Here is a 20,861-nt window from a genome sequence, read left to right on the forward strand (position 1 = left end):
AAAATGGCAAAGCAATTGCAAGACGCATACATCGTCGCCGCGAGCCGCACGCCGATCGGCAAGGCGCCGCGCGGGATGTTCAAGAACACGCGCCCCGACGAACTGCTGGTGCACGCGCTCAAGTCGGCCGTGGCGCAAGTGCCCGGCCTCGACACCAAGGTGATCGAAGACGCGATCATCGGCTGTGCGATTCCGGAAGCGGAACAAGGATTGAACGTCGCGCGCATGGGCGCGCTGCTGGCCGGCCTGCCGAATAGCGTCGGCGGCGTGACGGTGAACCGTTTTTGCGCGTCCGGCCTGACCGCGCTCGCGATGGCCGCCGACCGCATCCGCGTCGGCGAGTCGGACGCGATGATCGCGGGCGGCTGCGAATCGATGAGCATGGTGCCGATGATGGGCAACAAGCCGTCCATGTCGCCGCATATCTTCGATCGCAATGAAGACATCGGCATCGCGTACGGCATGGGCCTGACGGCGGAGAAAGTCGCCGAGCGCTGGAAGATCAGCCGCGAAGCGCAGGACGCGTTCTCGGTTGAATCGCACCGCCGCGCGATCGCGGCGCAGCAAGCCGGCGAGTTCAACGACGAGATCGCTGCGTACACAATCACGGAGCGCTTCCCCGATCTCGCGACTGGCGAAGTCCGCGTGAAGACCCGCGAAGTGTCGCTCGACGAAGGTCCGCGCGCGGAAACGTCGCTCGAAGGTCTCGCCAAACTGCGCGCGGTGTTCGCGAACAAGGGTTCGGTGACGGCGGGCAACAGCTCGCAAACTTCGGACGGCGCGGGCGCGCTGATCGTCGTGTCGGAAAAGATGCTGAAGGAATTCAACCTCACGCCGCTCGCGCGTTTCGTCAGCTTCGCCGTGCGCGGCGTGCCGCCGGAAATCATGGGCATCGGTCCGAAGGAAGCGATTCCGGCCGCGCTGAAGGCCGCCGGCCTGAAGATCGACGACCTCGACTGGATCGAGCTTAACGAAGCGTTCGCCGCGCAATCGCTGGCGGTGATTCAGGACCTCGGTCTCGATCCGGCGAAGATCAACCCGCTCGGCGGCGCGATCGCTCTCGGCCACCCGCTGGGCGCGACGGGCGCGATTCGTGCGTCGACCGTGGTGCATGGCTTGCGCCGCCGTAATTACAAGTACGGCATGGTGACGATGTGCGTCGGCACGGGCATGGGCGCGGCGGGCATCATCGAGCGCCTGTGACCACGTTCACCCCGATGTTCGCTTCGGTCCTCGCGTGTACGCGTTGAGGACCGCAGAACGGTTCGCAGGCCACCCGCTTGCGAACCGTTTTTACATTCTCAGCAGGAGTACGAGGAGATGACGATGGATATTCTGGTCGAGCGCGCCGACGGCGTGCTGACGATTGCCTTCAACCGGCCCGACAAGAAAAACGCGATCACGGCCGCCATGTATCAGACGATGGCCGACGCGCTGGTCGAAGCGCAAGGCGACGCCGCCGTGCGCGCGATCCTGATTCGCGGCAGCGCGGGCATTTTCAGCGCGGGCAACGATCTCGAAGATTTCATGAAGACGCCGCCGATGGGCGAACACGCGCCGGTGTTCCAGTTCCTGCGCGCGATCAGTTCGGCGGAAAAGCCGGTGGTGGCATCGGTGGCGGGCTCGGCGGTCGGCATCGGCACGACCCTGCTGCTGCATTGCGACTTGGTCTACGCGGCCGATACCGCGAGCTTCTCGCTGCCGTTCACGCAACTCGGTTTGTGTCCGGAAGCGGCATCGAGCCTGCTGTTGCAGCGCGCGGCGGGCTATCAGGCGGCGGCGGAGAAACTACTGCTCGGCGAAGCGTTCGATGCCGCCGAGGCGCAGCGCATGGGCTTCGTGAATCGCGTGCTGCCCGCCGCCGAAGTCGATGCGTTCGCCGCTTCGCAAGTCGCGAAGCTGGCCGCGTTGCCGGCTTCGTCGTTGCGCGTGACGAAGAGTTTGATGAAGCGCGCGAGCCACCAGGAACTGCAAACGCAGATGTCCGAAGAAGCCGTGCATTTTGGCAAGATGCTGCTCGCGGCCGAAGCGCGCGAGGCGTTCAAGGCGTTCTTCGAGAAGCGCAAGCCGGACTTCCGGCAGTTTGATTGAGCGGCGTGCGGGGCGCTTCAGGCGCGTTGGCTGCTCAAGGCTGCGGCGGTTGCAAGGTATCGTAGTCGACGTAGCTTTTCTCGCGACAGAAGCTCACCAGCCGCACGCCCGCCTTGCGCGCAATCGTGATCGCCAGCGACGACGGCGCCGAGATCGTGGCAACCATCGGCACGTCGACGCGAGCGGCCTTGCGCACCAGCTCGTAGCTGGCGCGGCTCGACAGAAACACAAAACCCTCTTTGGTATCCGCACGGTCGAGCACCAGCTGGCCGATCAGCTTGTCGAGCGCATTGTGGCGGCCGACGTCCTCGAACGCGTAGCGGATCGCGCCCTGGGCGTCGCACCACGCGGCGGCATGCAGACCGCCGGTCAGCCGCGTCAACGCCTGATGCTCGGGCAAATCGCGGGCGGCGCGCGCGATCGCGTCCGGCGCGAGCCGCTGCAGGAAACCGGTATCCGCTACACGCTCCGGCTGCAGATCCAGCAAATCGATGCTTTCGATGCCGCACACGCCGCAGCCAGTGCGCCCGGCGAGCGCGCGGCGCTTCTCCTTCAGCGCGACGAACGCCTGTTGCACCACTTGCAACTGCACTTCGGCATGCGGCAATTCGCCGTCATCATGCAGTTCGACCTCGATGTCCTGAATGTCGCTGCCGCGCTCCACGATCCCTTCCGAAATCGCGAATCCGACCGCAAACGCTTCCAGATCGCGCGGCGTGCACATCATCACCGCATGCGAAATGCCGTTGAAGACGAGCGCGACCGGCCATTCCTGACCAACGTGGTCAATGACGGTTTCGACCGCCGCGCCGCGATGCCGGTGCACCTGGCGCTCCACCGCGCCCGGTTGCCCGGCTGTTTCCAGTTCGTTCAAGCTAGTTCACTCCTGTGTCATGCCGCCCGCGCGAGCGGTTGACGGTCCGGCAGGTTGCCGCCGGCCGTGCCGCCGTCGCGCGAATAAGGTTCTAAAATACCCCAAGCCGGGCTTGCGTGTTGCCGCCATCCAAGAGGGACATAGTCATGGGACTCAACGAAGCACCGCTTCTGTTCAACTTCGAGGTCGAGTCTTCGGAGAATTTCACCTACATCCCGATGTCGGTGCGCTTCAATCTCGACCGGTTCGGGTTGCGCATCTCGCTCGATCAATGGCAAACGCTGCCGCTCGAAGACCGCAAGCTGCTGGCGCGTTTCCCGGTCGAGGAAGACGCGGAAATCGAGCCGAATTTCGATCATGCCCTGTTCGAAATGCTGCGCACCCACGCGAACATCGAGCCGGAGTGGTTCACGCCCGAGGAAGCGCCGGCCTGGCGCCGCACGGACAGTGTGCCTGAAGGCATCTCGCATCAGGCGCAACTGGCCGGTATCGCCGCGCCGGGCGTCGCCCAGTGGGCCGAACTTGAGCCGTTCAAGCGCTACGTGCTCGCCAAGCTGTCGCGCAAGCCGGAGGCCAATCACGACTTCGTCCCGGCCATGAAGGAATTTGGCGCGGCCGGCTAGGCGCGGCCGGCTAGGCGCGGCCGGCTAGGCGCGGCCACACGCGTGGCTAGCTCGCGCCTCCGGCATGCCCGCGCCGGGGCAACATCAACCGCCAGCCGCGGCTCGCCAGGTTTTTTTCACTCACTACCCTCAATCTGTTCCGGACTCTGCCGTTATCCATGGGTTGGCGCGTAAAGAGACTCGTATCGATGCGGCCCGACGCATCGGCCGCGACCGCGCGCTCCCGCCCGCAGAACGATTGACGTTCGGAACCCATGACTCCTTTTTTATCGAAGCGGCTGCTGATCAACCTCGCGGTCGTCGCCGCGGCGATCGGCGCGAACGCGTTCGTCGCCTATACGCAGATCTGCGGTCAACGCGACGCCGACGCGCGCATGCTGCGTTCGACGAGCGTGCGCCAGCACCTCGACGCCTACCATACGGCGCTCGACGGCGGCCTGGCCGCGCTCGGCCGCTTCGAGGCGTCGGGCGAGTCGGCGCCGGCCAGCGCGGCCGCTGCGATGGCGACGACGCTCGCGGGTCTGGAGCGCGACCTGCGCAATGAGCTGGCCGGCGAACCCGCCATGCTCGACGCGCTCGCGAAGCTGAGCGCGGACAGCCACGCGTTGCAACACGACATCGACGACGCGCTGCTCAGGAGCGCCGCTGCCGGGCCGGACGCCTCGCGCGCATGGGCGGCCTCGACCTACACCCATCTCGGGCTTGGCCTCGATCGCGTCGAAGCGGGCCTCGCCGCACTGCGCGGCGCGGAGAACCATGCCTTGCAGGCGTCGCTCGCGGCGTCGGCGAGCGAAACGCAGCGGGCGATGTTCCTGCTGATCGTGACCATGCTGGGCGGCAGCGTGCTGCTGATCTTCACGTTCGGCGCCCGCGAAAACAGCGCGCGCGAGAAGCTGCGCAGTGTGCGCGCGCTCGGCCGCCACGACGAACGCTTTCGCGGCCTGTTCGACGAGCATCCGGTGCCGATGTACATCTTCGATCGCGAGACGCTGCGCTTTCTCGCTGTCAACGCGGCCGCGATCCAGCAATACGGCTACACCGAAAGCGAATTTCTCGGCATGACGATTCGCGCGATCCGCCCGAACGGCGAAATCTCGCGCCTCGAATCGCATTTGCAGCGCAGCGACGCAGGTCAGCACGGCCGCACCATGGCGGGTATCTGGCATCACCGGCGCAAAGACGGCTCGACGATCAGCGCCGACATTTCGTATCACGCGCTGAACTTCTTGGGCCGCGCCGCGTTCTTCGTGCTCGCCGACGACGTCACCGACCAGATCAACGCCGAAGCCGAAGCACAGCGTTCGAACCAGATGCTCGAAGCGGTGATCGACAATATTCCGCAGCGCATTTTCTGGAAGGACATGGAGTCGCGCTATCTCGGCTGCAACATGGCCTTTGCGCGCGATGCCGGGCTTGCGTATCCGGAGCAGGTGGTGGGCAAGAGCGACGCCGACATGCCGTGGCGCGACTTCTCGACGCTGCTCAACGACCACGACAAGGAAGTGGTGAGCACCGGTGTGCCGAAGATGAACTTCGAAGTCGATCTGGTGATCGACGGCGTGCACCGCACCACCGTCACGAGCAAGCTGCCATTCACCGACGGCGACGGCCGCGTGATCGGCGTGCTCGGTTCCTACACGGACATTACCGAGCGCAAGCGCGCCGATCTTGCGTTGCGCCTGCAAAGCCGCGCGCTCGATGCGAGCGTCAACGCGATTTTGATCACCGCGCCGTCGCCCAACGGCAATCTGATCGAATACGTGAACCCGGCGTTCATGCGCATCACCGGCTACGACGCCGCCGAGGTGATCGGCCACGATTGCCGCGTATTGCAGCGCGATGACCGCGACCAGGAAGGCGTCGCGCTGATCCGTCAGGCGCTGGCGGCGAATCGCGAAGTCAGCGCGGTGGTGCGCAACTATCGCAAGGACGGCGCGCTGTTCTGGAATCAGCTCTTCATCGCGCCGGTGCCGAATCAGGACGGCATGATCACGCACCACATCGGCGTGATCAACGACGTGACCGATCTGATGCGCTATCAGGAACAGCTCGAATACCAGGCCAACTACGACAGCCTCACGCGCCTGCCGAACCGCAATCTGCTGCGCGATCGCCTGCAGCATGCGTTGATCGTCGCGCAACGGCATCACAAGGGCGTCGCGGTCGTGTTCATGGATCTGGACGGTTTCAAGAACGTCAACGACAGCCTCGGCCACAGTGTCGGCGACCGGCTGCTCGGCGTGGTCGCCGAGCGCCTCGCGCGCTGCACGCGCACGAGCGATACGGTGGCGCGGCACGGCGGCGACGAGTTCGTGATCGTGATGACCGACACCGTCGACGAACAGTCGCTGATCGCCTGGATGGAGCGCGTGCGCGCGTCGATCTCCGAGCCGGTCTGGCTCGACGGCACCGAACTGTACGTGGGTTGCAGCATGGGCGCGAGCCTGTTCCCGCAAGACGGCGAAGACGCCGAAACGCTGATGAAGAAGGCCGACCTCGCGATGTATCGCGCGAAGGACATGGGTCGCAACACCTTCCAGTTCTATCAGCCGGAGATGAACGCGAGCGCGGGCGCGCGCCTGAATCTCGAACGGCGTTTGCGCCGCGCTTTGCGTGACAACGAATTCCTGCTGCACTACCAGCCGCAAGTGGATATCGAGAGCGGCCAGATTGTCGGCACCGAGGCGCTGGTGCGCTGGCGCGATCCGGAAGTCGGATTGGTGCCGCCGTCGTCGTTCATTCCGGTCGCCGAAGAAAGCGGGCTGATCGGGCCGCTTTCGGAATGGGTGCTGCGCGAGGCGTGCCGCCAGAACAAGGCCTGGCAGGACGAAGGCTTGCCGCCGGCGCGCGTGTCGGTGAATCTGTCGGCGCGGGTGTTCCAGCAGCGCGACATCGCCAAGCTGGTCATGCAGGTGCTGGCCGAGACCGGTCTCGAGCCGCAATACCTCGAACTCGAATTGACCGAAAGCACCATCATGCGCAACGCCGAAGAAGCGGTGTCGATGCTCAACGAACTGCACGCGCTCGGCATCGGCCTCGCCATCGACGACTTCGGCACCGGCTATTCGAGTCTCAGCTATCTGAAGCGCTTCCCGGTGGATCGGCTGAAGATCGACCGCTCGTTCGTGTCCGACATCGGCGTGTCCGGCGACGACGAGACGATCACCTCGGCGATCATCGCACTCGCGCATTCGCTGAAGTTGCAGGTGATCGCCGAAGGCGTGGAGACGTCCGCGCAACTCGACTTCCTGAAAGAGCGCGCGTGCGACGAGATGCAGGGGTTCTACTTCGCGAAGCCGTTATCGACGGACGCGATCTCCGAGTTGCTGCAAGGTGGCGTGGGGCGTGAGCTGGCGACGGTTTGAGCGCTCACGCCGCGGCGCTTACTCCGCCGGCGTGCTCAGGAAAACCGGCAGACTTTCCGCCAGTTCGGAGAACGACTGCAGGAACGGATGCTCCGTCTTGCTGACCATGCCCGGCAGCATCAGCTGCGTGAAGTGCCAGGCGACTGCCACGGTGACGTCGGCGGCGTCGAACTGGTTGGCTTCGATCGGCAGGGCGGCCGCCGCGAGCTCGCGTTCGAGTTCGGCGTAAGCGGCGAACAACTGCGTGCTCACGCGATCGACCCACGGCTCATGCTGCTTGTCCGCCGGACGCAGATTGCGTTCGTAGACGATCTGCACGGTCTTCTCGCACGCGGCGAGCGCGAGACCGGTGAGGCGGGCGGCGCGCAAGGCGGCGTCGGGACGCGTCGGGAAAAGCCGCTGGTTCGGCCCGGCGAGCGTGGCGAGGTACTGGAGAATCACCGTCGAATCCATCACGGTCTGGCCGTTGTCGGCGATCAGCGTGGGCGCCTTGACGACGGGGTTAATTTTCGCGAACTGCTCGTAGGTGCTGAACACCGAAATCGACTCGTGCTCGAATTCGAGCTTCAGCAATTTGAGGCAGATAGCGACCCGGCGTACGTAGGGCGAATCCAGCATTCCGATCAGTTTCATCTCATTCCCGTTAGAACATCTATCATGGCGCGCCCTAGCTCTTCGTGGCCGCGCGTTCCGCTTCCGGCGTAGGCCGAGGCGCATCGAACCGATAGATTAAGCATCTCCGCAGCGCAAAAAAAGCGACAATTAACGACGATTTACGTCAGAATTTCTTACATGAAACCGATCCCGCCTTTAACCGCACTGCGCTGCTTTGAGGCCGTCGCCCGTTTGGGCGGCGTGACCCAAGCCGCGCGGGAGTTGCACGTCACGCACTCGGCGGTGAGCCAGCAGATCAAAGTGCTGGAAGATTCGATGGGCGTCGCGCTGTTCATGCGCGAGGCGCGTGGGCTGCGGTTGACCGAGGAAGGACGGCTTTACGCGCTCGACATCCGCATGGCGTTGCGCGACATCACCCATGCGACGCGACGCGCGCAGGCGCGCCCGCACGAAAGCGAGTTGGTAATCACCACTTTGCCGTCGTTCGCACAGCATTGGCTCGTGCCGCGCCTCGGCAGCTTTCGCGACGCGCATCCGTACTACCGGATTCGCTTGCAGACGAGTTTGCAGGTCGAGGATTTCCGCCAGGGCGCCAGCGACATCGGCATTCGCATGGGGCAGGGGCACTGGCCGGACGTCGCGCAACAGAAACTCTTCGACGACGAGATGGTGGTGGTCGCCGCACCGCATTTCGCGCTGGCGCCGTATGGCCGCTTGCCTTTGAACGCGGCAGAAGTGCTGGCCTGTCCGCTCATTTCGAGTCCCGATACGCCGTGGCACGACTGGTGTCAGGCGGCGCAGGTGGCGGAGCCGGCCGAGGGCGCCGTGGTGTTGTCGGCGAACGACTCGAACATCGTGATCGGCGCCGTGTTGCAGGGCCAGGGCGTCGCGCTCGAACGGCGGAGCCTGGTTGCGTATGCGTTGGCGCGCGGCGAACTGGTGCAGATCACCGATATCCGTGTGCCATACCGTTATCCCTATTGGCTGGTCTGGCAGCAACGCGAAATGCTCAATGCCTCGCAGACGCATTTCGCGCAGTGGATCGAAGGGCAGGTCGACACCTATTTGCGCAGCAGCAGCGGCGCGCCAGCGGCAGCGCTTCGTGCGGGTTAGCCCGTACTCATTTGCAGAAACCGTTTGCGCGTGGGTTTCGGTCGGCTATATTCGTGGTTCCCATCTCAGACCGCGCTGGGAACCACGAAGCACCGATTCACGTGGCGTTGCGCCCGATTTTCGCTGCTTGCACTAGGTCATGGGCGTTGCGCCATCGACTATCCCAATCTGACTGATTCGACTGGAGAGAACAATGACGTCGTCACCTGCAAAGAAACTGTCTGTGTTGCTGGCATCGGTTGTACTGAGCGTGGCTTGTGCCGCGCCGGCGTTCGCACAAAGCGGCGGCGGCGGTGGCGGTCCGGCGGGGAACGATTCTGACGCGGCGGTTCCGTCGGCCGCATCGAAAGCGGCGCCGTCCACCAAAGCTCAGCGCAAGGCCGCGCGCAAGCAGGCGCGGGCGAAGAAAAACGCCGAGTTGAAGAAGCTGGAAGCCAACGGCTATCAGCCGTCGAGCACCGATCCGAACTATCCGAACGACATTCAGAAGGCGCAGAAGAAGGCGGGAATCGGCCAGGCAGCGAGCCAGTGACCCGGAATTACGGTTGAAAAAACGAGGCGCCGCGGCGCCTCGTTTTTCATTGTGCGCAGTAAGGGCGCTCAGTCCAGTACCGGCAGCGCGCGCGGACGGCGGTCGCTATCGGTGGCGACGTAGGTCAGCGTGGCTTCGGTAACCTTCACGAGATCTTCGGTCAGGCTCATGCGCTGTGCGTAGACCTCGACCGCCACGGTGACCGACGTGTTACCCGTCTTGACGATATCCGCGTAGAAACTCAGCAGATCGCCGACGAACACCGGCTGCTTGAACACGAACGAATTGACCGCGATGGTCGCCACCCGCCCGTTGGCGCGGCGGCTCGCAGGAATCGAGCCGGCAATGTCCACCTGCGCCATGATCCAGCCGCCGAACACGTCACCGTGGACGTTCGCGTCCGAGGGCTGAGGCACGACGCGCAGCGCGCAGTGCTTTTGCGGGAGTTGAAGAATATCGGTCATCGGGGGCACCCTTGAGAAACGTGTTGGCTCGGTCGGCTCGACCGGCAGGCGGGGGATTTCACGACAACGGTACGGCACGCACCGCGCGGCCAACGTGCCACCTACGGCGGGCGAACCCATGAAAAGCGGCGCCAGCCGGCTTCTGCGACAATAGAAAGATCAGGAATTGTACGGGAAAGCGCCCAGCGAGGTCGCGCGACGAAGCAGTGTGCCGGGCAGGCACGCCGCCGTCGGCGCGCCGCTGCGAACTCCGGCATTCCACACTCTCCCCAGCCGATCCCCATGCGCCGCACGCCCTCGTCCGAACCTTCCCCGATCTCCACCCAGCCGCGCAACGACTGGCAGACGATCCTCTCGTTGCTGCCGTATCTCGCCACCTATAAATGGCGCGTCGGCTTCGCGCTGAGTTGCCTGATCGGCGCGAAGGTCGCCAATCTCGGCGTGCCGATCGTGATGAAGCGGATCGTCGACGGCCTCGCCTCGGTGCAGCATCTCACCGCGCTCGGCCGCGCGCACGATTCGCCTGGCATCGTGCTGCTGGGCGGCGTCGGCCTGCTGGTGGTCGCGTATGCGGTGGTGCGGCTGTCCACATCGCTGTTTACCGAACTGCGCGAGATTCTGTTTTCGAAGGTGACCGAAAGCGCGGTGCGCCAACTGGCGCTTAAAGTGTTTCGCCATCTGCATGCGCTGTCGCTGCGCTTTCATCTTGAACGGCAGACGGGCGGCATGTCGCGCGATATCGAACGCGGTACTCGCGGCATCACGCAACTGATCTCGTATTCGCTGTACAGCATTCTGCCGACGCTCGTCGAAGTCGGGCTCGTGCTCGGCTTTTTCGTCGTCAAATACGAAGCGTATTACGCGGTGGTCACGTTCATTGCGCTGGCCGTGTATATCGTGTTCACGGTGAAGGTCACGGAGTGGCGGACGCATTTTCGTCGCACCATGAACGATCTCGATTCGAAGGCGAATTCGCGCGCGATCGATTCGCTGCTGAACTACGAGACGGTCAAATACTTCGGCAACGAAGAGTGGGAAGCGAGCCGTTACGACGAAAACCTCAAGCGCTATCGGACGGCGGCGATCAAGTCGCAGCGCTCGCTGTCGGCGTTGAACTTCGGGCAGCAGGCGATTATCGGCACCGGGCTCGTGTTCATTCTGTGGCGCGCCACGCAAGGCGTGATGGCCGGGCGTCTCACGCTCGGCGATCTGGTGCTGATCAACACCTTCATGCTGCAGCTTTATATTCCGCTGAACTTTCTGGGCGTGGTGTATCGCGAATTGAAGCAAAGCCTCACCGATATGGACCGCATGTTCACGCTGCTCGGCGCCGCGCAGGAAGTGCCCGATCTCGAGGACGCGCCCGCATTGCGTGTGTCCGGCGCGCAGGTGCGCTTCGAAAGGGTGAACTTCGCGTACGAACCGGCGCGCCAGATTCTGCACGACGTGAGCTTTACGATTCCCGCCGGCACCACGACGGCGGTGGTCGGCCATAGCGGTTCGGGCAAATCGACCCTCGCGCGGCTGATGTTCCGCTTCTACGATCTGGACCGCGCGACGGGCGGCGCGATCACCATCGACGGTCAGGATATTCGCGACGTCACGCAGGATTCGCTGCGCGCGTCGATCGGCATCGTGCCGCAGGATACGGTGCTGTTCAACGATTCGATTTACTACAACATCGCTTACGGTCGGCCGTCGGCGACACGCGACGAAGTGATCGCGGCGGCGCGCGCGGCGCATATTCACGAGTTCATCGAAGGGTTGCCGAAGGGTTATGACACGCCGGTCGGCGAACGTGGCCTGAAGTTGTCCGGTGGTGAAAAGCAACGCGTGGCGATTGCACGGACCATTCTCAAGAATCCGCCGATCCTGTTGTTCGACGAAGCGACCTCCGCGCTCGATTCACGTTCCGAGCGCGCGATTCAGCACGAACTCGATCTGATTGCTCGCGAGCGCACGACGCTGATCATCGCGCATAGGCTTTCGACAGTGGTGCACGCGCAGCAGATCATCGTGATGGACAAAGGGCGGATCGTCGAGCGCGGCACGCATGCGGAACTGCTGCGCGCGAACGGCCTGTTCGCGCAGATGTGGGCGTTGCAGCAGCAACGCGCGGCGGAGGCGCCGGAGGCGGTGGAAACGGTGGGCGCGGGGGACGGCGGGCGATAAATTTGCGCGGCGATTCCTGGCGTCGTCCCCGCGCAATGCGGCGCGAAATTCTAGCGCCGAGCGCCGAACTTTCTAACTCCTACCGTCTGACACGCGCAACCGCTGATCCAGTTCACCCAACTGCGCCGGCGTACCGACGTTCTCCCATAAGCCCTCGTACAACTCGCCGCTCGCGAGACCGCGAGCAATCGTGTCGCGATAGTACGGCGTGAGCGCGCGCCGCGTGCCGCGTGGCAGATCGCGGAACATGCGCGTGTCGTAGAGTCCGATATTGCCAAACGTGAAGCGCGGCTGCGCATCGAGCGATAACGCGCCGCCGTCCACCAGACCAAAGTCGCCGTTCGGATGAAACGCCGGGTTCGGCACCATCACCAGATGCATGCCCGGTTCGGGCAAGGCCTGCAATTTTTCGGCGTGCGCATTCAGCGTCGCGTAATCGAAATCGGCATACACGTCGCCGCTGACCGCGACGAACACTTCGCTCGCGCCGCCATCCTCGAGCAGCGGCAACGCCTGCACGATGCCGCCCGCAGTCTCCAGCGCCTCGCGCTCGGCCGAATAGCGCAACTCGACCTGCCAGCGCGAACCGTCGCCGAGCGTGGCTTCGATCTGCTCGCCGAGCCATGCATGATTGATCACAATGGTGCGAAAGCCCGCTTGCGCGAGCCGTTCGATCTGCCACACGATCAGCGGCTTGCCGCCCACGTCGAGCAAAGGCTTGGGGCATGTGTCGGTCAACGGACGCATGCGCTCGCCGCGTCCGGCCGCGAAAATCATCGCTTTCTTCAGGGACATCGTCATCGGTCAGAAGGTGTAGCCGACTTCATTCGCGCGGCCTTCGAGATCGTCGAGGAGCTTCGCGAACGGACGCAGCGGGGCATAGCGCTCGGCAACCTTGCGCGCATAGCCGATGAAACGCGGAAGGTCCTTCATGTAGTTCGGCTTGCCGTCGCGATAATTGATCCGGCAGAAGAGGCCCAGCACCTTGATGTGCCGCTGCAAACCCATCCATTCGATCTGGCGGTAGAACTCGCCGAAATCGGGGTCGACCGGCAGGCCGGCTTTTTTCGCCCGTTCCCAGTAGTACACGAAGCAATCCAGCTCGAACTCTTCGTCCCAGCTCAGGAACGCGTCGCGCAACAGCGAGGCGACGTCGTAGGTGATCGGGCCGTACACCGCGTCCTGAAAGTCCAGCACGCCGGGGTTCACGGGGTTCGGTTCGGCGGCAACCATCAGATTGCGCGGCATGAAATCACGCAGCATGAAGACTTGCGGCTGCGCGCGAGCGCTCGCGATCAGCAGCGCAAACGTGCGATCGAGCACGCCACGGATTTTTTCGTCCGCTTTTTCGTCTGCTTCGCGGCCCAGATGCCGGCCGAGGAACCACTCCGGCATCAACTCCATCTCGCGGCGCAGGAAGGCTTCGTCGAACGGCGGCAGCACGTCTTCACGCGACGTAAGTTGCCAGCGGATCAGCGCGTCGAGCGCGTCGCGCATCAGCGCGCGGGCGCGGCGCGGGTCATCGGCGTTTTGCGCTTCGGTCAGGGCGCCGAGGTACGAAGCGGTGCCCAGATCGGTGACGAGCATGAAGCCGGCCTCGAAATCGACCTCCAGCACACGCGGCACCGTCACGTTGGCGGCCGCGAGCAACTGCGCGACCTGCACGAATTCGCGGCACTTTTCGGGCGGCGGGGCATCGACGGCGATCAGCGTGCCGTCGCTTTCGCCTTCCGCCGCCTTACCGGCGAGCCGGAAATAGCGGCGAAAACTGGCGTCGGACGAAGCCGGGACAAGTGTGTCGAGCTCGAGCGAATAGCGCGCCGCGTGGCCTTTCAGCCAGGCTTTGAGCAGGTCGAGACGGGTATCGGTAGAGTCTTGGAGTGGGGGCAGCGTCATGAAAACCGGCGGCAAATTCAGAGGGGCAACGTCTTGCCATATAATACCCCACGACTTTTTTGACGCGGCTCACGCCAGCTTTTCGCGTATTCCGCTTTACCGCCCGCCGCATCGTTCAACAGATTGTAAATATTGATGTGCAGCCGACTGTCACGGTCGGGGTGTGCAGGCGGTGGACCGTGACTGCAGATGCTGACGGACGAGCCGATTCGCCAAACGATACATGCCGCCTAGACAGCTTTCCCAAACGACTCCCTCTTGTGCTGTTGTGCCGCGCAAAAGGCGGCTCGTCGCGGCGTTGATCGCCGTTCCGGGCCTGATGCCCGCGCTTGCGCACGCCCAGCTGGTGGGGGAAGCCGCGCAGCCGCAACCTATCGACGCGCCCTGGGGCATGCAACTCGCCCCGCAGCTCGAAGACCGTCCGCTGCAGACGGGCCAGAAGCCGGCCACGTTCGTACTCGGCGACGCGACCACCGGCACCAGCGACCAGGACATGGCCGCCAAGGGCTCGGCCGAGGTGCGCCGCAATACGGTCGTGATCAAGGCCGACGCGCTGCATTACGACCAGGACACGGACATGGCCGACGCGTACGGCCAGGTCCACGTGGTCAACAACGGCAATTCGTTCGTCGGCCCGGAAGCGCACATGCGCGTGGATTCGAGCGAAGGTTTCATGACCGCGCCGAAGTACCACTTCAACGTGACGGGCGGCTCGGGCAGCGCGGAGCGCGTCGACCTGCTCGACAACGAGCGCTCGGTGTTCACGAAGGGCACTTACACGGCCTGCGAGTGCGCGGACGATCCGGCCTGGTACATCAGAGGCAGCGAGTTCGATTTCGACACCGGCGTGGACGAAGGCGTCGCCCATAACGGCGTGCTGTTCTTCCAGGGCGTGCCGGTGTTCGCCTCGCCCTGGCTGTCGTTCCCGCTTTCGGGCCAGCGGCGCAGCGGGGTTCTGCCACCCACGTTCTCGCTGAGTTCGTCGAACGGCTTCGAACTGTCGGTGCCGTATTACTTCAATATCGCGCCGAATCGCGATCTGACGGTCACGCCGCGTCTGATCTCCAAGCGCGGTGTGCAGTTGCAGTCCACGTTCCGTTATCTGTCGCCCACGTATTCCGGCTCGATCACCGGCGAGTTCCTGCCGGACGATCGTCTGACCAAGACCAACCGCTACGCGCTGTATATCCAGCACAACCAGAACTTCGGCAACGGGTTCGGCGGCTACATCTACTACAACAAGGTTTCGGACAACACGTATCCGGAAGACCTGTCGTCGTCGGTCAGTCAGTTCATGAACGGCACCCAGCTCCTGTATCAACAGGAAGCCGGGTTGACCTACAGCAACGGTCCGTGGTCGGTGCTCGCGCGTGAACAGCACTGGCAGACGCTGGCGCCTTCAACGGCGCCGTACGGCCGCGAGCCGCAGTTGAACGTGAAGTACGCGAAGTACAACGTCGGCGGCTTCGACTACGGCGCGGAAGCCGACTACACGAATTTCCGCATCACCACCGCGGACCAGACCGAAGGTCAGCGGGTGATGTTCAACCCGTACCTTGCGTATTCCGTGGTCGGGCCGGGTTACTTCGTCACGCCGAAGGTGCAATGGCACTTTGCGTCGTACAACCTGCGCAATATCAGCAACGACGTGCCGGTCGGCACGCCGAAGAATTTCACCGAATCGATCCCGACGTTCACCTTCGACACGGGCCTGATCTTCGACCGTTCGGTGCGGATCTTCGGCCAGGATTACATCCAGACGCTCGAGCCGCGTCTGTATTACGTGTACACGCCGTATCGCAATCAGGAATCCGCGCCGCTGTTCGACACCGCCGACTCCGACTTCGGCCTCGCGGAAATCTTCACGCCGAATACCTTCGTCGGCAATGACCGGATCGCCGACGCGAACCGCCTGACGGCCGCTCTCACCACGCGCTTCATCGACGCGGCCACGGGCGACGAGCGGGCGCGTTTCGTGATCGCGCAGCAGTACTATTTCCAGGACCAGCGCGTCACGCTGCAGCCTACGCAGACCAGCACGCAGGCCACGCATTCGGACCTGATCGCGGGTGCGTCGTTCAAGCTCGGCGCCGGTTTCGCTTCGGAAACGGCGTTCCAATATAATGCCGACAACAACCAGTTGGTGAAGACGAGCATCGGCTTCGGGTTCAGCCCGGCCACCGGCAAGGTGATCAACGTCGGGTACCGTTACACCCGCGCGAACACCACGCTGGACAACCAGCCGATCAATCAGGTGTTGATCTCGGGGCAATGGCCGCTCACGCATCGGGTGTTCGGCGTGGGCCGTTTCAATTACGACCTGGGCGGTCATCGCATCGTCGACGGTCTGGTCGGCCTGCAGTACGACGCCGATTGCTGGACGCTCGGCGCGGGGATCCAGCGCTACGCGAACGGTCTGAACACCTCGGGGCAGAATCAGTCGAGCACGCGGTTCCTCGCGCAGTTGACGTTCAAGGGCTTGTCGAGCGTCGACAACGGGCTGATGAGCGCATTCCGCGCCAGCGTGGCGGGCTATACGCCGTTGCCGCCACCGCCGCCGCCGGAGTCGCGTTTCACCAATTACGAATGACGCTCGCCCGATCATTTATAAAGTGCGAAAAGACGGGCCAGGCGCGCCCGACATCATTGGAGTATCTGTGGCAATCATGAAAAAGCTTCGCTTGGCAACGCTTGCGGCCGGTCTGGCCGCCGCGGCGTCTTTCCTGTCGGTCGCGCCGGTGCAGGCGCAGGCGCTGGGCGGCAGTAGCGGCCAGACGGTCGACACCATTGCCGCAGTGGTCAACAACGGTGTCATCACGCGGCGCGAGCTCGACGAACGCATGGGCCTGATTACCCGCCGCCTGAACCAGCAGAACGCGCCGGTCCCGCCGATGGACCAGTTGCGTCAGCAGGTGCTCAACCAGATGGTGCTGGAACGCATCCAGTTGCAGAAGGCCAAAGAAGACAACATCAACATCGACGACGCCACCGTGCAGAAAACGCTCGAACGGCTGGCCGCGGCGAACAACCTGTCGCTCGACGTGTACCGCTCGCGCATCGAGGCGCAAGGCGTGCCCTGGAGCACGTTCACCAGCGACGCGCGTACCGAACTGACGCTCTCCCGCCTGCGCGAGAAGGAAGTGGACAGCAAGGTCACGGTGTCGGACGCCGAAGTCGCGAACTACATCGCCAGTCAGCGTGGCCCGAACGCTGGCGCGACGAGCGACCTGCATCTTCAGCACATCTTCCTGAAGGCGCCGCTGAACGCGCCGGAGACGGACATCGAAGCGGCGCAGCAGAAGGCCCAGGCGTTGCTTGCCGAAGCCAAGGGCGGCGCCAATTTCGACAAGCTGGCGAAGTCGAATTCGCAGGCGCCGGATGCATCGAAAGGCGGCGATATCGGTTTCGTTGCGCCGTCCAAGCTGCCGCCTGAAGTCGTCAAGGCTGTCTCGACCATGCGTCCCGGTGAAGTCAATCCGGATCTGATCCGCACCAACGACGGTTTCGAAATCGTGCGTCTGGTCGATCGCCGTGCGGGTCAGGGCACCAGCTCGGATGCGCCGAAGCTCGTGCAAACGCACGTGCGCCACATTCTGCTGCGCGTCGGCGACGGCATGTCGGAACCGCAAGCGCGTCAGAAACTGCTCGAAATCAAGAACGAAATCGCCGCGGGCGGCGACTTCTCGAAATTCGCGCATACTTACTCGCAAGACGGTTCGTCGTCGCAAGGCGGCGACCTCGGCTGGATTAGCCCGGGCGAGACGGTGCCGGAATTCGAGCGCGCCATGAACAACCTGCAGGATGGCCAGATCAGCGATCCGGTCCGCAGCGAATACGGCTATCACCTGATTCAGGTGCTGGGCCGCCGTGAGTCCGAAGGTTCGGTCTCGCAGCAGATGGATCTGGCGCGCCAGGCCATCGGTCAGCGCAAGGCGGAACAGGCTTACGCCGACTGGTTGCGCGAACTGCGCGACACCGCGTACGTGGAAGTGAAGCCCACTCTGTCGAGCACGCAATAACGCCATGACAAGCGCCACCCAGTCCGCCCGCCCACCGTCGCAGATCGCGATCACGACCGGCGAGCCCGCCGGCGTCGGTCCCGAATTGACGGTGCAGGCACTGGCGGGCGCGGCGGCGCATTGGCCCCACGCGCAGTTCACCGTGCTGGGCGACGCAGACTTGCTCGCCGAACGCGCGCACGCCGTGGGCGTCGACTGGAACGCGCTGGTGGCGGACGGCAAGCGCGTGCGTCTGCAGCATCGGCCACTCGGCGCGCCTGCTGTCGCGGGCAAGCTCAACGCGGCCAACGGTCGCTACGTGCTCGACCTGCTCGACAGCGCGATCGACGGCGCGGTAGCCGGCACGTTCGACGCGATCGTCACCGCGCCGCTGCAAAAGAGCACCATCAACGATGCCGGCGTGCCGTTCACCGGCCACACCGAATATCTGGCCGAGCGCACGCACACGCCGCGCGTGGTGATGATGCTGGCCGGCACCGGCAAGCGCCCGTTGCGCGTCGCACTGGCGACCACGCATCTGCCGCTCAAGGATGTGTCCGCCGCGCTGTCCATCGAAGGTATTGTCGAAACGCTGCGCATCATCGATCACGATTTGCGGCATCACTTCGGCTTGCCGGCGCCGCGCATCCTCGTGACGGGGCTGAACCCGCACGCGGGCGAAAACGGCTACCTGGGCCGCGAGGAAATCGAGGTCATCACGCCGGCGCTGAAGCTCGCGGACGCTCAAGGCATCGACGCGCGCGGTCCGTATCCGGCCGACACGCTGTTCCAGCCGCGTTATCTGGATGAAGCCGACTGCGTGCTGGCCATGTTTCACGATCAGGGTCTGCCGGTGTTGAAGTACGCCACGTTCGGCGAAGGCATCAATGTCACGCTCGGTTTGCCGATCATCCGCACTTCGGTCGATCACGGCACCGCGCTCGATCTGGCCGGCACCGGCCGCGCCGACGCGGGCAGCCTGATCGCCGCGATCGAGACGGCGGTGTCGATGGCGCAGCACCGCCGCGCGGGCTGACTCGGCGCTGCCGTGCAACTGCGCGCGTGTATCCTGCCGCTAGCAGCAGCGTATGCAGCTCGGCGAGCGCGTCGGGCGCATCCAGCAACTGCGCGCCGCTCAGTCAGTTCCTTTTCTTAAGCAGTTCTCTTTCTTAGCGTTTCTTCGATGTCCACCAGCAGACAGCAACAGGGCCGGCACCAAGGTCATATCGCGCGCAAGCGTTTCGGTCAGAACTTTCTGGTCGACATGGGCGTGATCGATTCGATCGTCGATGTCATCCGGCCGCAACGCGGCGAGCGTATGGTCGAGATCGGGCCGGGTCTCGGCGCGCTCACCGAGCCGCTGATCGAGCGTCTGGCGACGCCGGAAGCGCCCTTGCACGCCGTCGAACTGGACCGCGATCTGATCGGCCGTCTGAAGACGAAATTCGGCGGCCTGCTCGAACTTCACGCCGGCGACGCGCTCGCGTTCGACTTCGGCTCGCTGGCCGCGCCGGGTGAAAAAGCGTCGCTGCGCATTGTCGGCAATCTGCCGTACAACATTTCTAGCCCGCTGCTGTTTCATCTGACGTCGTTCGCGCATCGCGTGATCGATCAGCACTTCATGTTGCAGAACGAAGTAGTCGAGCGGATGGTGGCGGAGCCGGGCACCAAGGCGTTCAGCCGTCTCTCGGTGATGCTGCAATACCGCTACGTGATCGACAAGCAACTCGACGTGCCGCCCGAAGCATTCAACCCGCCGCCGAAAGTGGATTCGGCGATCGTGCGCATGATCCCGTACGAACTGCATGAACTGGCGCCAGTGGACGAGCGCGTGCTCGGCGAAGTGGTGACGGCCGCGTTCTCGCAGCGTCGCAAGATGCTGCGCAACACGCTCGCGGCGTACCGTGATTCGGTGGATTTCGAGGCGCTTGGGTTCGACCTGCAACGCCGCGCCGAAGACGTGCCGGTGGACGAATACGTGCGCGTGGCGCAGATCGTGGCGGCCAAAGCCTAGGCCTTGGCGGAGTAGCGAGACTGCGGTCTCGAATGACGCGATGCTCTAGCCCGTCACGCGTTTTGCCGGTGCGTTGACCAGCGCGATGCCGGTCAGCACCAGCACCGCGGCCATCAGAAAGCGCAGACTGAACGACTCGCCGAGCAGCAGCACGCCGAAGGTCACGCCGAACAGCGGCGTGAGAAACGAGAACACCGACAGGCGCGAAGCGATATAGCGCGTCAGCAACCAGAACCACAGCAGATAGCTGACGAACGCCACGATCACGGCCTGATACGCGAGGCTCACCACGGTCAGCGGCGTAACGGTTTCCACATGCGCCTGGCCGAGTCCGAGCGCAAGCGCGAGCAGCACCACCGCCGACACCATCAGTTGATAAAACAGCGTCTTGCTGGCGCTCGATTGCGCGAGCCGCGTGGCGCGCACCACCACGGTTGTCGCGGCCCACGTGATGCCGCCCAGCACCCCGAGCGCGTCGCCCGCGACACCCGCGAGCAGCGAACCGCCGGCGGCGTTGCCATGCAGGAAACCATCCGCGAAGGCGAGCGAGATGCCCGCGAACGCCACGACGATACCCGCCCACTGAATCCGCCGCATGCGCTCGCCGTCGACGAACCAGTGCAGGCCGAGCGCCGTGAAGCACGGTGCGGTGTACAGAAAGACCGCCATGCGCGACGCGCTGGTCAGCGTCAGGCCGAGAAAAATGCACACGAACTCGCCCGCGAACAGTACGCCCGCGAGCAGGCCGGCGCCCAAGGTGCCGTCGTCGCGAAAGAGCGGCGTGCCGCGTGAGCGCGCCCAGCCCCACACCAGCACCGACGCAATCGCCGAACGCAGGCCCGCCTGGAAGACCGGCGGCACGGCGGCGTTGGTGCTTTTGATCGCGACTTGCTGGAGGCCCCAGATCGCGCACAGGCCGATCATCAACAGGATGGCGAAGCTATCCGGGGCGCGGCGTGCGGGCAGGGCGGAGGTGCTCATGGGCGGTGTCGGGTCGGAAATAGCTCGTACGATAGCAAACCTGCCCACGCTGCCCGCCGATGACCCCATTGCCTACGCGTGCTTCTTTTAGGCCGCAAGCAAGGCCGCAGGCGTTTTGCCGAC

17 protein-coding genes are annotated in these 20,861 nt (G+C 64.1%); 11 read left to right on the plus strand and 6 right to left on the minus strand.

The annotated features are described in order from the left end of the window. Positions 1 to 3 precede the first annotated feature (3 nt). The gene (locus tag PQR54_RS03630; protein ID WP_106281998.1) at positions 4 to 1,203 is read left to right on the plus strand and encodes an acetyl-CoA C-acyltransferase; all 1,200 of its coding nucleotides are present in this window, start codon (positions 4 to 6) and stop codon (positions 1,201 to 1,203) included. A gap of 117 nt (positions 1,204 to 1,320) precedes the next feature. Continuing rightward, positions 1,321 to 2,091, plus strand: coding sequence for an enoyl-CoA hydratase (locus tag PQR54_RS03635; RefSeq protein WP_408244099.1), 771 nt, complete (start codon positions 1,321 to 1,323; stop codon positions 2,089 to 2,091). Positions 2,092 to 2,125: 34 nt separating this feature from the next. Here PQR54_RS03635 and fdhD read toward each other — a convergent pair whose 3' ends face one another. After that, entirely contained in the window at positions 2,126 to 2,965 is an 840-nt protein-coding gene (fdhD, locus tag PQR54_RS03640; protein ID WP_408244100.1) for a formate dehydrogenase accessory sulfurtransferase FdhD, read from the minus strand. Between the two features lie 146 nt (positions 2,966 to 3,111). On the opposite strand from fdhD, the gene PQR54_RS03645 reads away from it, so the two are divergent. Both PQR54_RS03645 and PQR54_RS03650 read left to right on the plus strand, forming a co-directional pair. Beyond that, the gene (locus PQR54_RS03645) at positions 3,112 to 3,588 is read left to right on the plus strand and encodes a nitrate reductase associated protein (RefSeq protein WP_408244101.1); all 477 of its coding nucleotides are present in this window, start codon (positions 3,112 to 3,114) and stop codon (positions 3,586 to 3,588) included. 254 nt (positions 3,589 to 3,842) lie between these two features. Further along, entirely contained in the window at positions 3,843 to 6,953 is a 3,111-nt protein-coding gene (locus PQR54_RS03650) for a sensor domain-containing protein (RefSeq protein WP_408244102.1), read from the plus strand. Positions 6,954 to 6,971: 18 nt separating this feature from the next. Here the strand turns inward: PQR54_RS03650 and PQR54_RS03655 are convergent, their stop codons facing one another. Next, positions 6,972 to 7,586: a glutathione S-transferase gene (locus PQR54_RS03655; protein WP_408244103.1), complete on the minus strand. Its 615-nt coding sequence runs from the start codon at positions 7,584 to 7,586 to the stop codon at positions 6,972 to 6,974. A gap of 159 nt (positions 7,587 to 7,745) precedes the next feature. Here PQR54_RS03655 and PQR54_RS03660 point away from each other — a divergent pair, with 159 nt between their 5' ends. Both PQR54_RS03660 and PQR54_RS03665 read left to right on the plus strand, forming a co-directional pair. Then, entirely contained in the window at positions 7,746 to 8,681 is a 936-nt protein-coding gene (locus tag PQR54_RS03660; RefSeq protein WP_408244104.1) for a LysR substrate-binding domain-containing protein, read from the plus strand. A 193-nt stretch (positions 8,682 to 8,874) separates the two neighbouring features. Beyond that, entirely contained in the window at positions 8,875 to 9,213 is a 339-nt protein-coding gene (locus PQR54_RS03665) for a DUF4148 domain-containing protein (RefSeq protein WP_121306653.1), read from the plus strand. Positions 9,214 to 9,281: 68 nt separating this feature from the next. On the opposite strand, the gene PQR54_RS03670 is transcribed toward PQR54_RS03665, so the two are convergent. Continuing rightward, entirely contained in the window at positions 9,282 to 9,677 is a 396-nt protein-coding gene (locus tag PQR54_RS03670) for an acyl-CoA thioesterase (protein WP_116118972.1), read from the minus strand. 282 nt (positions 9,678 to 9,959) lie between these two features. On the opposite strand from PQR54_RS03670, the gene PQR54_RS03675 reads away from it, so the two are divergent. Beyond that, positions 9,960 to 11,849 carry an ABCB family ABC transporter ATP-binding protein/permease gene (locus PQR54_RS03675; RefSeq protein ID WP_408244105.1) on the plus strand — a complete coding sequence of 630 codons (1,890 nt, stop codon included), beginning with the start codon at positions 9,960 to 9,962 and terminating at the stop codon, positions 11,847 to 11,849. Between the two features lie 72 nt (positions 11,850 to 11,921). Here PQR54_RS03675 and murU read toward each other — a convergent pair whose 3' ends face one another. After that, complete coding sequence (gene murU / locus PQR54_RS03680; protein ID WP_408244106.1) at positions 11,922 to 12,650, minus strand: N-acetylmuramate alpha-1-phosphate uridylyltransferase MurU; 729 nt, start codon at positions 12,648 to 12,650, stop codon at positions 11,922 to 11,924. Between the two features lie 3 nt (positions 12,651 to 12,653). Next, entirely contained in the window at positions 12,654 to 13,745 is a 1,092-nt protein-coding gene (locus PQR54_RS03685) for an aminoglycoside phosphotransferase family protein (RefSeq protein WP_408244107.1), read from the minus strand. 223 nt (positions 13,746 to 13,968) lie between these two features. Between PQR54_RS03685 and PQR54_RS03690 the strand changes: the two genes are divergently transcribed. From PQR54_RS03690 to rsmA, 4 genes are all read left to right on the plus strand, one after another. Continuing rightward, positions 13,969 to 16,335 carry an LPS-assembly protein LptD gene (locus tag PQR54_RS03690; protein WP_408244108.1) on the plus strand — a complete coding sequence of 789 codons (2,367 nt, stop codon included), beginning with the start codon at positions 13,969 to 13,971 and terminating at the stop codon, positions 16,333 to 16,335. A 67-nt stretch (positions 16,336 to 16,402) separates the two neighbouring features. After that, the gene (locus PQR54_RS03695) at positions 16,403 to 17,764 is read left to right on the plus strand and encodes a peptidylprolyl isomerase (protein WP_408244109.1); all 1,362 of its coding nucleotides are present in this window, start codon (positions 16,403 to 16,405) and stop codon (positions 17,762 to 17,764) included. Positions 17,765 to 17,768: 4 nt separating this feature from the next. Beyond that, entirely contained in the window at positions 17,769 to 18,779 is a 1,011-nt protein-coding gene (gene pdxA, locus PQR54_RS03700) for a 4-hydroxythreonine-4-phosphate dehydrogenase PdxA (protein WP_408244110.1), read from the plus strand. Positions 18,780 to 18,926: 147 nt separating this feature from the next. Further along, complete coding sequence (gene rsmA / locus PQR54_RS03705; protein WP_012431739.1) at positions 18,927 to 19,757, plus strand: 16S rRNA (adenine(1518)-N(6)/adenine(1519)-N(6))-dimethyltransferase RsmA; 831 nt, start codon at positions 18,927 to 18,929, stop codon at positions 19,755 to 19,757. Between the two features lie 45 nt (positions 19,758 to 19,802). Here the strand turns inward: rsmA and PQR54_RS03710 are convergent, their stop codons facing one another. Beyond that, entirely contained in the window at positions 19,803 to 20,738 is a 936-nt protein-coding gene (locus PQR54_RS03710) for a DMT family transporter (RefSeq protein WP_408244111.1), read from the minus strand. Positions 20,739 to 20,861: the final 123 nt, after the last annotated feature.

This window comes from Paraburkholderia phytofirmans (assembly GCF_046028095.1).
Lineage (GTDB): Bacteria > Pseudomonadota > Gammaproteobacteria > Burkholderiales > Burkholderiaceae > Paraburkholderia > Paraburkholderia phytofirmans_A.

What these genes read in the sequence shown, in the direction of transcription:
- PQR54_RS03630 (WP_106281998.1), top strand. Translation starts at nt 4, where the DNA reads ATGGCAAAGCAATTGCAAGACGCATACATCGTCGCCGCGAGCCGCACG.
- PQR54_RS03635 (WP_408244099.1), top strand. Translation starts at nt 1,321, where the DNA reads ATGACGATGGATATTCTGGTCGAGCGCGCCGACGGCGTGCTGACGATT.
- PQR54_RS03645 (WP_408244101.1), top strand. Translation starts at nt 3,112, where the DNA reads ATGGGACTCAACGAAGCACCGCTTCTGTTCAACTTCGAGGTCGAGTCT.
- PQR54_RS03650 (WP_408244102.1), top strand. Translation starts at nt 3,843, where the DNA reads ATGACTCCTTTTTTATCGAAGCGGCTGCTGATCAACCTCGCGGTCGTC.
- PQR54_RS03655 (WP_408244103.1), bottom strand. Translation starts at nt 7,586, where the DNA reads ATGAAACTGATCGGAATGCTGGATTCGCCCTACGTACGCCGGGTCGCT.
- PQR54_RS03660 (WP_408244104.1), top strand. Translation starts at nt 7,746, where the DNA reads ATGAAACCGATCCCGCCTTTAACCGCACTGCGCTGCTTTGAGGCCGTC.
- PQR54_RS03665 (WP_121306653.1), top strand. Translation starts at nt 8,875, where the DNA reads ATGACGTCGTCACCTGCAAAGAAACTGTCTGTGTTGCTGGCATCGGTT.
- PQR54_RS03670 (WP_116118972.1), bottom strand. Translation starts at nt 9,677, where the DNA reads ATGACCGATATTCTTCAACTCCCGCAAAAGCACTGCGCGCTGCGCGTC.
- PQR54_RS03675 (WP_408244105.1), top strand. Translation starts at nt 9,960, where the DNA reads ATGCGCCGCACGCCCTCGTCCGAACCTTCCCCGATCTCCACCCAGCCG.
- murU (WP_408244106.1), bottom strand. Translation starts at nt 12,650, where the DNA reads ATGACGATGTCCCTGAAGAAAGCGATGATTTTCGCGGCCGGACGCGGC.
- PQR54_RS03685 (WP_408244107.1), bottom strand. Translation starts at nt 13,745, where the DNA reads ATGACGCTGCCCCCACTCCAAGACTCTACCGATACCCGTCTCGACCTG.
- PQR54_RS03690 (WP_408244108.1), top strand. Translation starts at nt 13,969, where the DNA reads ATGCCGCCTAGACAGCTTTCCCAAACGACTCCCTCTTGTGCTGTTGTG.
- pdxA (WP_408244110.1), top strand. Translation starts at nt 17,769, where the DNA reads ATGACAAGCGCCACCCAGTCCGCCCGCCCACCGTCGCAGATCGCGATC.
- rsmA (WP_012431739.1), top strand. Translation starts at nt 18,927, where the DNA reads ATGTCCACCAGCAGACAGCAACAGGGCCGGCACCAAGGTCATATCGCG.
- PQR54_RS03710 (WP_408244111.1), bottom strand. Translation starts at nt 20,738, where the DNA reads ATGAGCACCTCCGCCCTGCCCGCACGCCGCGCCCCGGATAGCTTCGCC.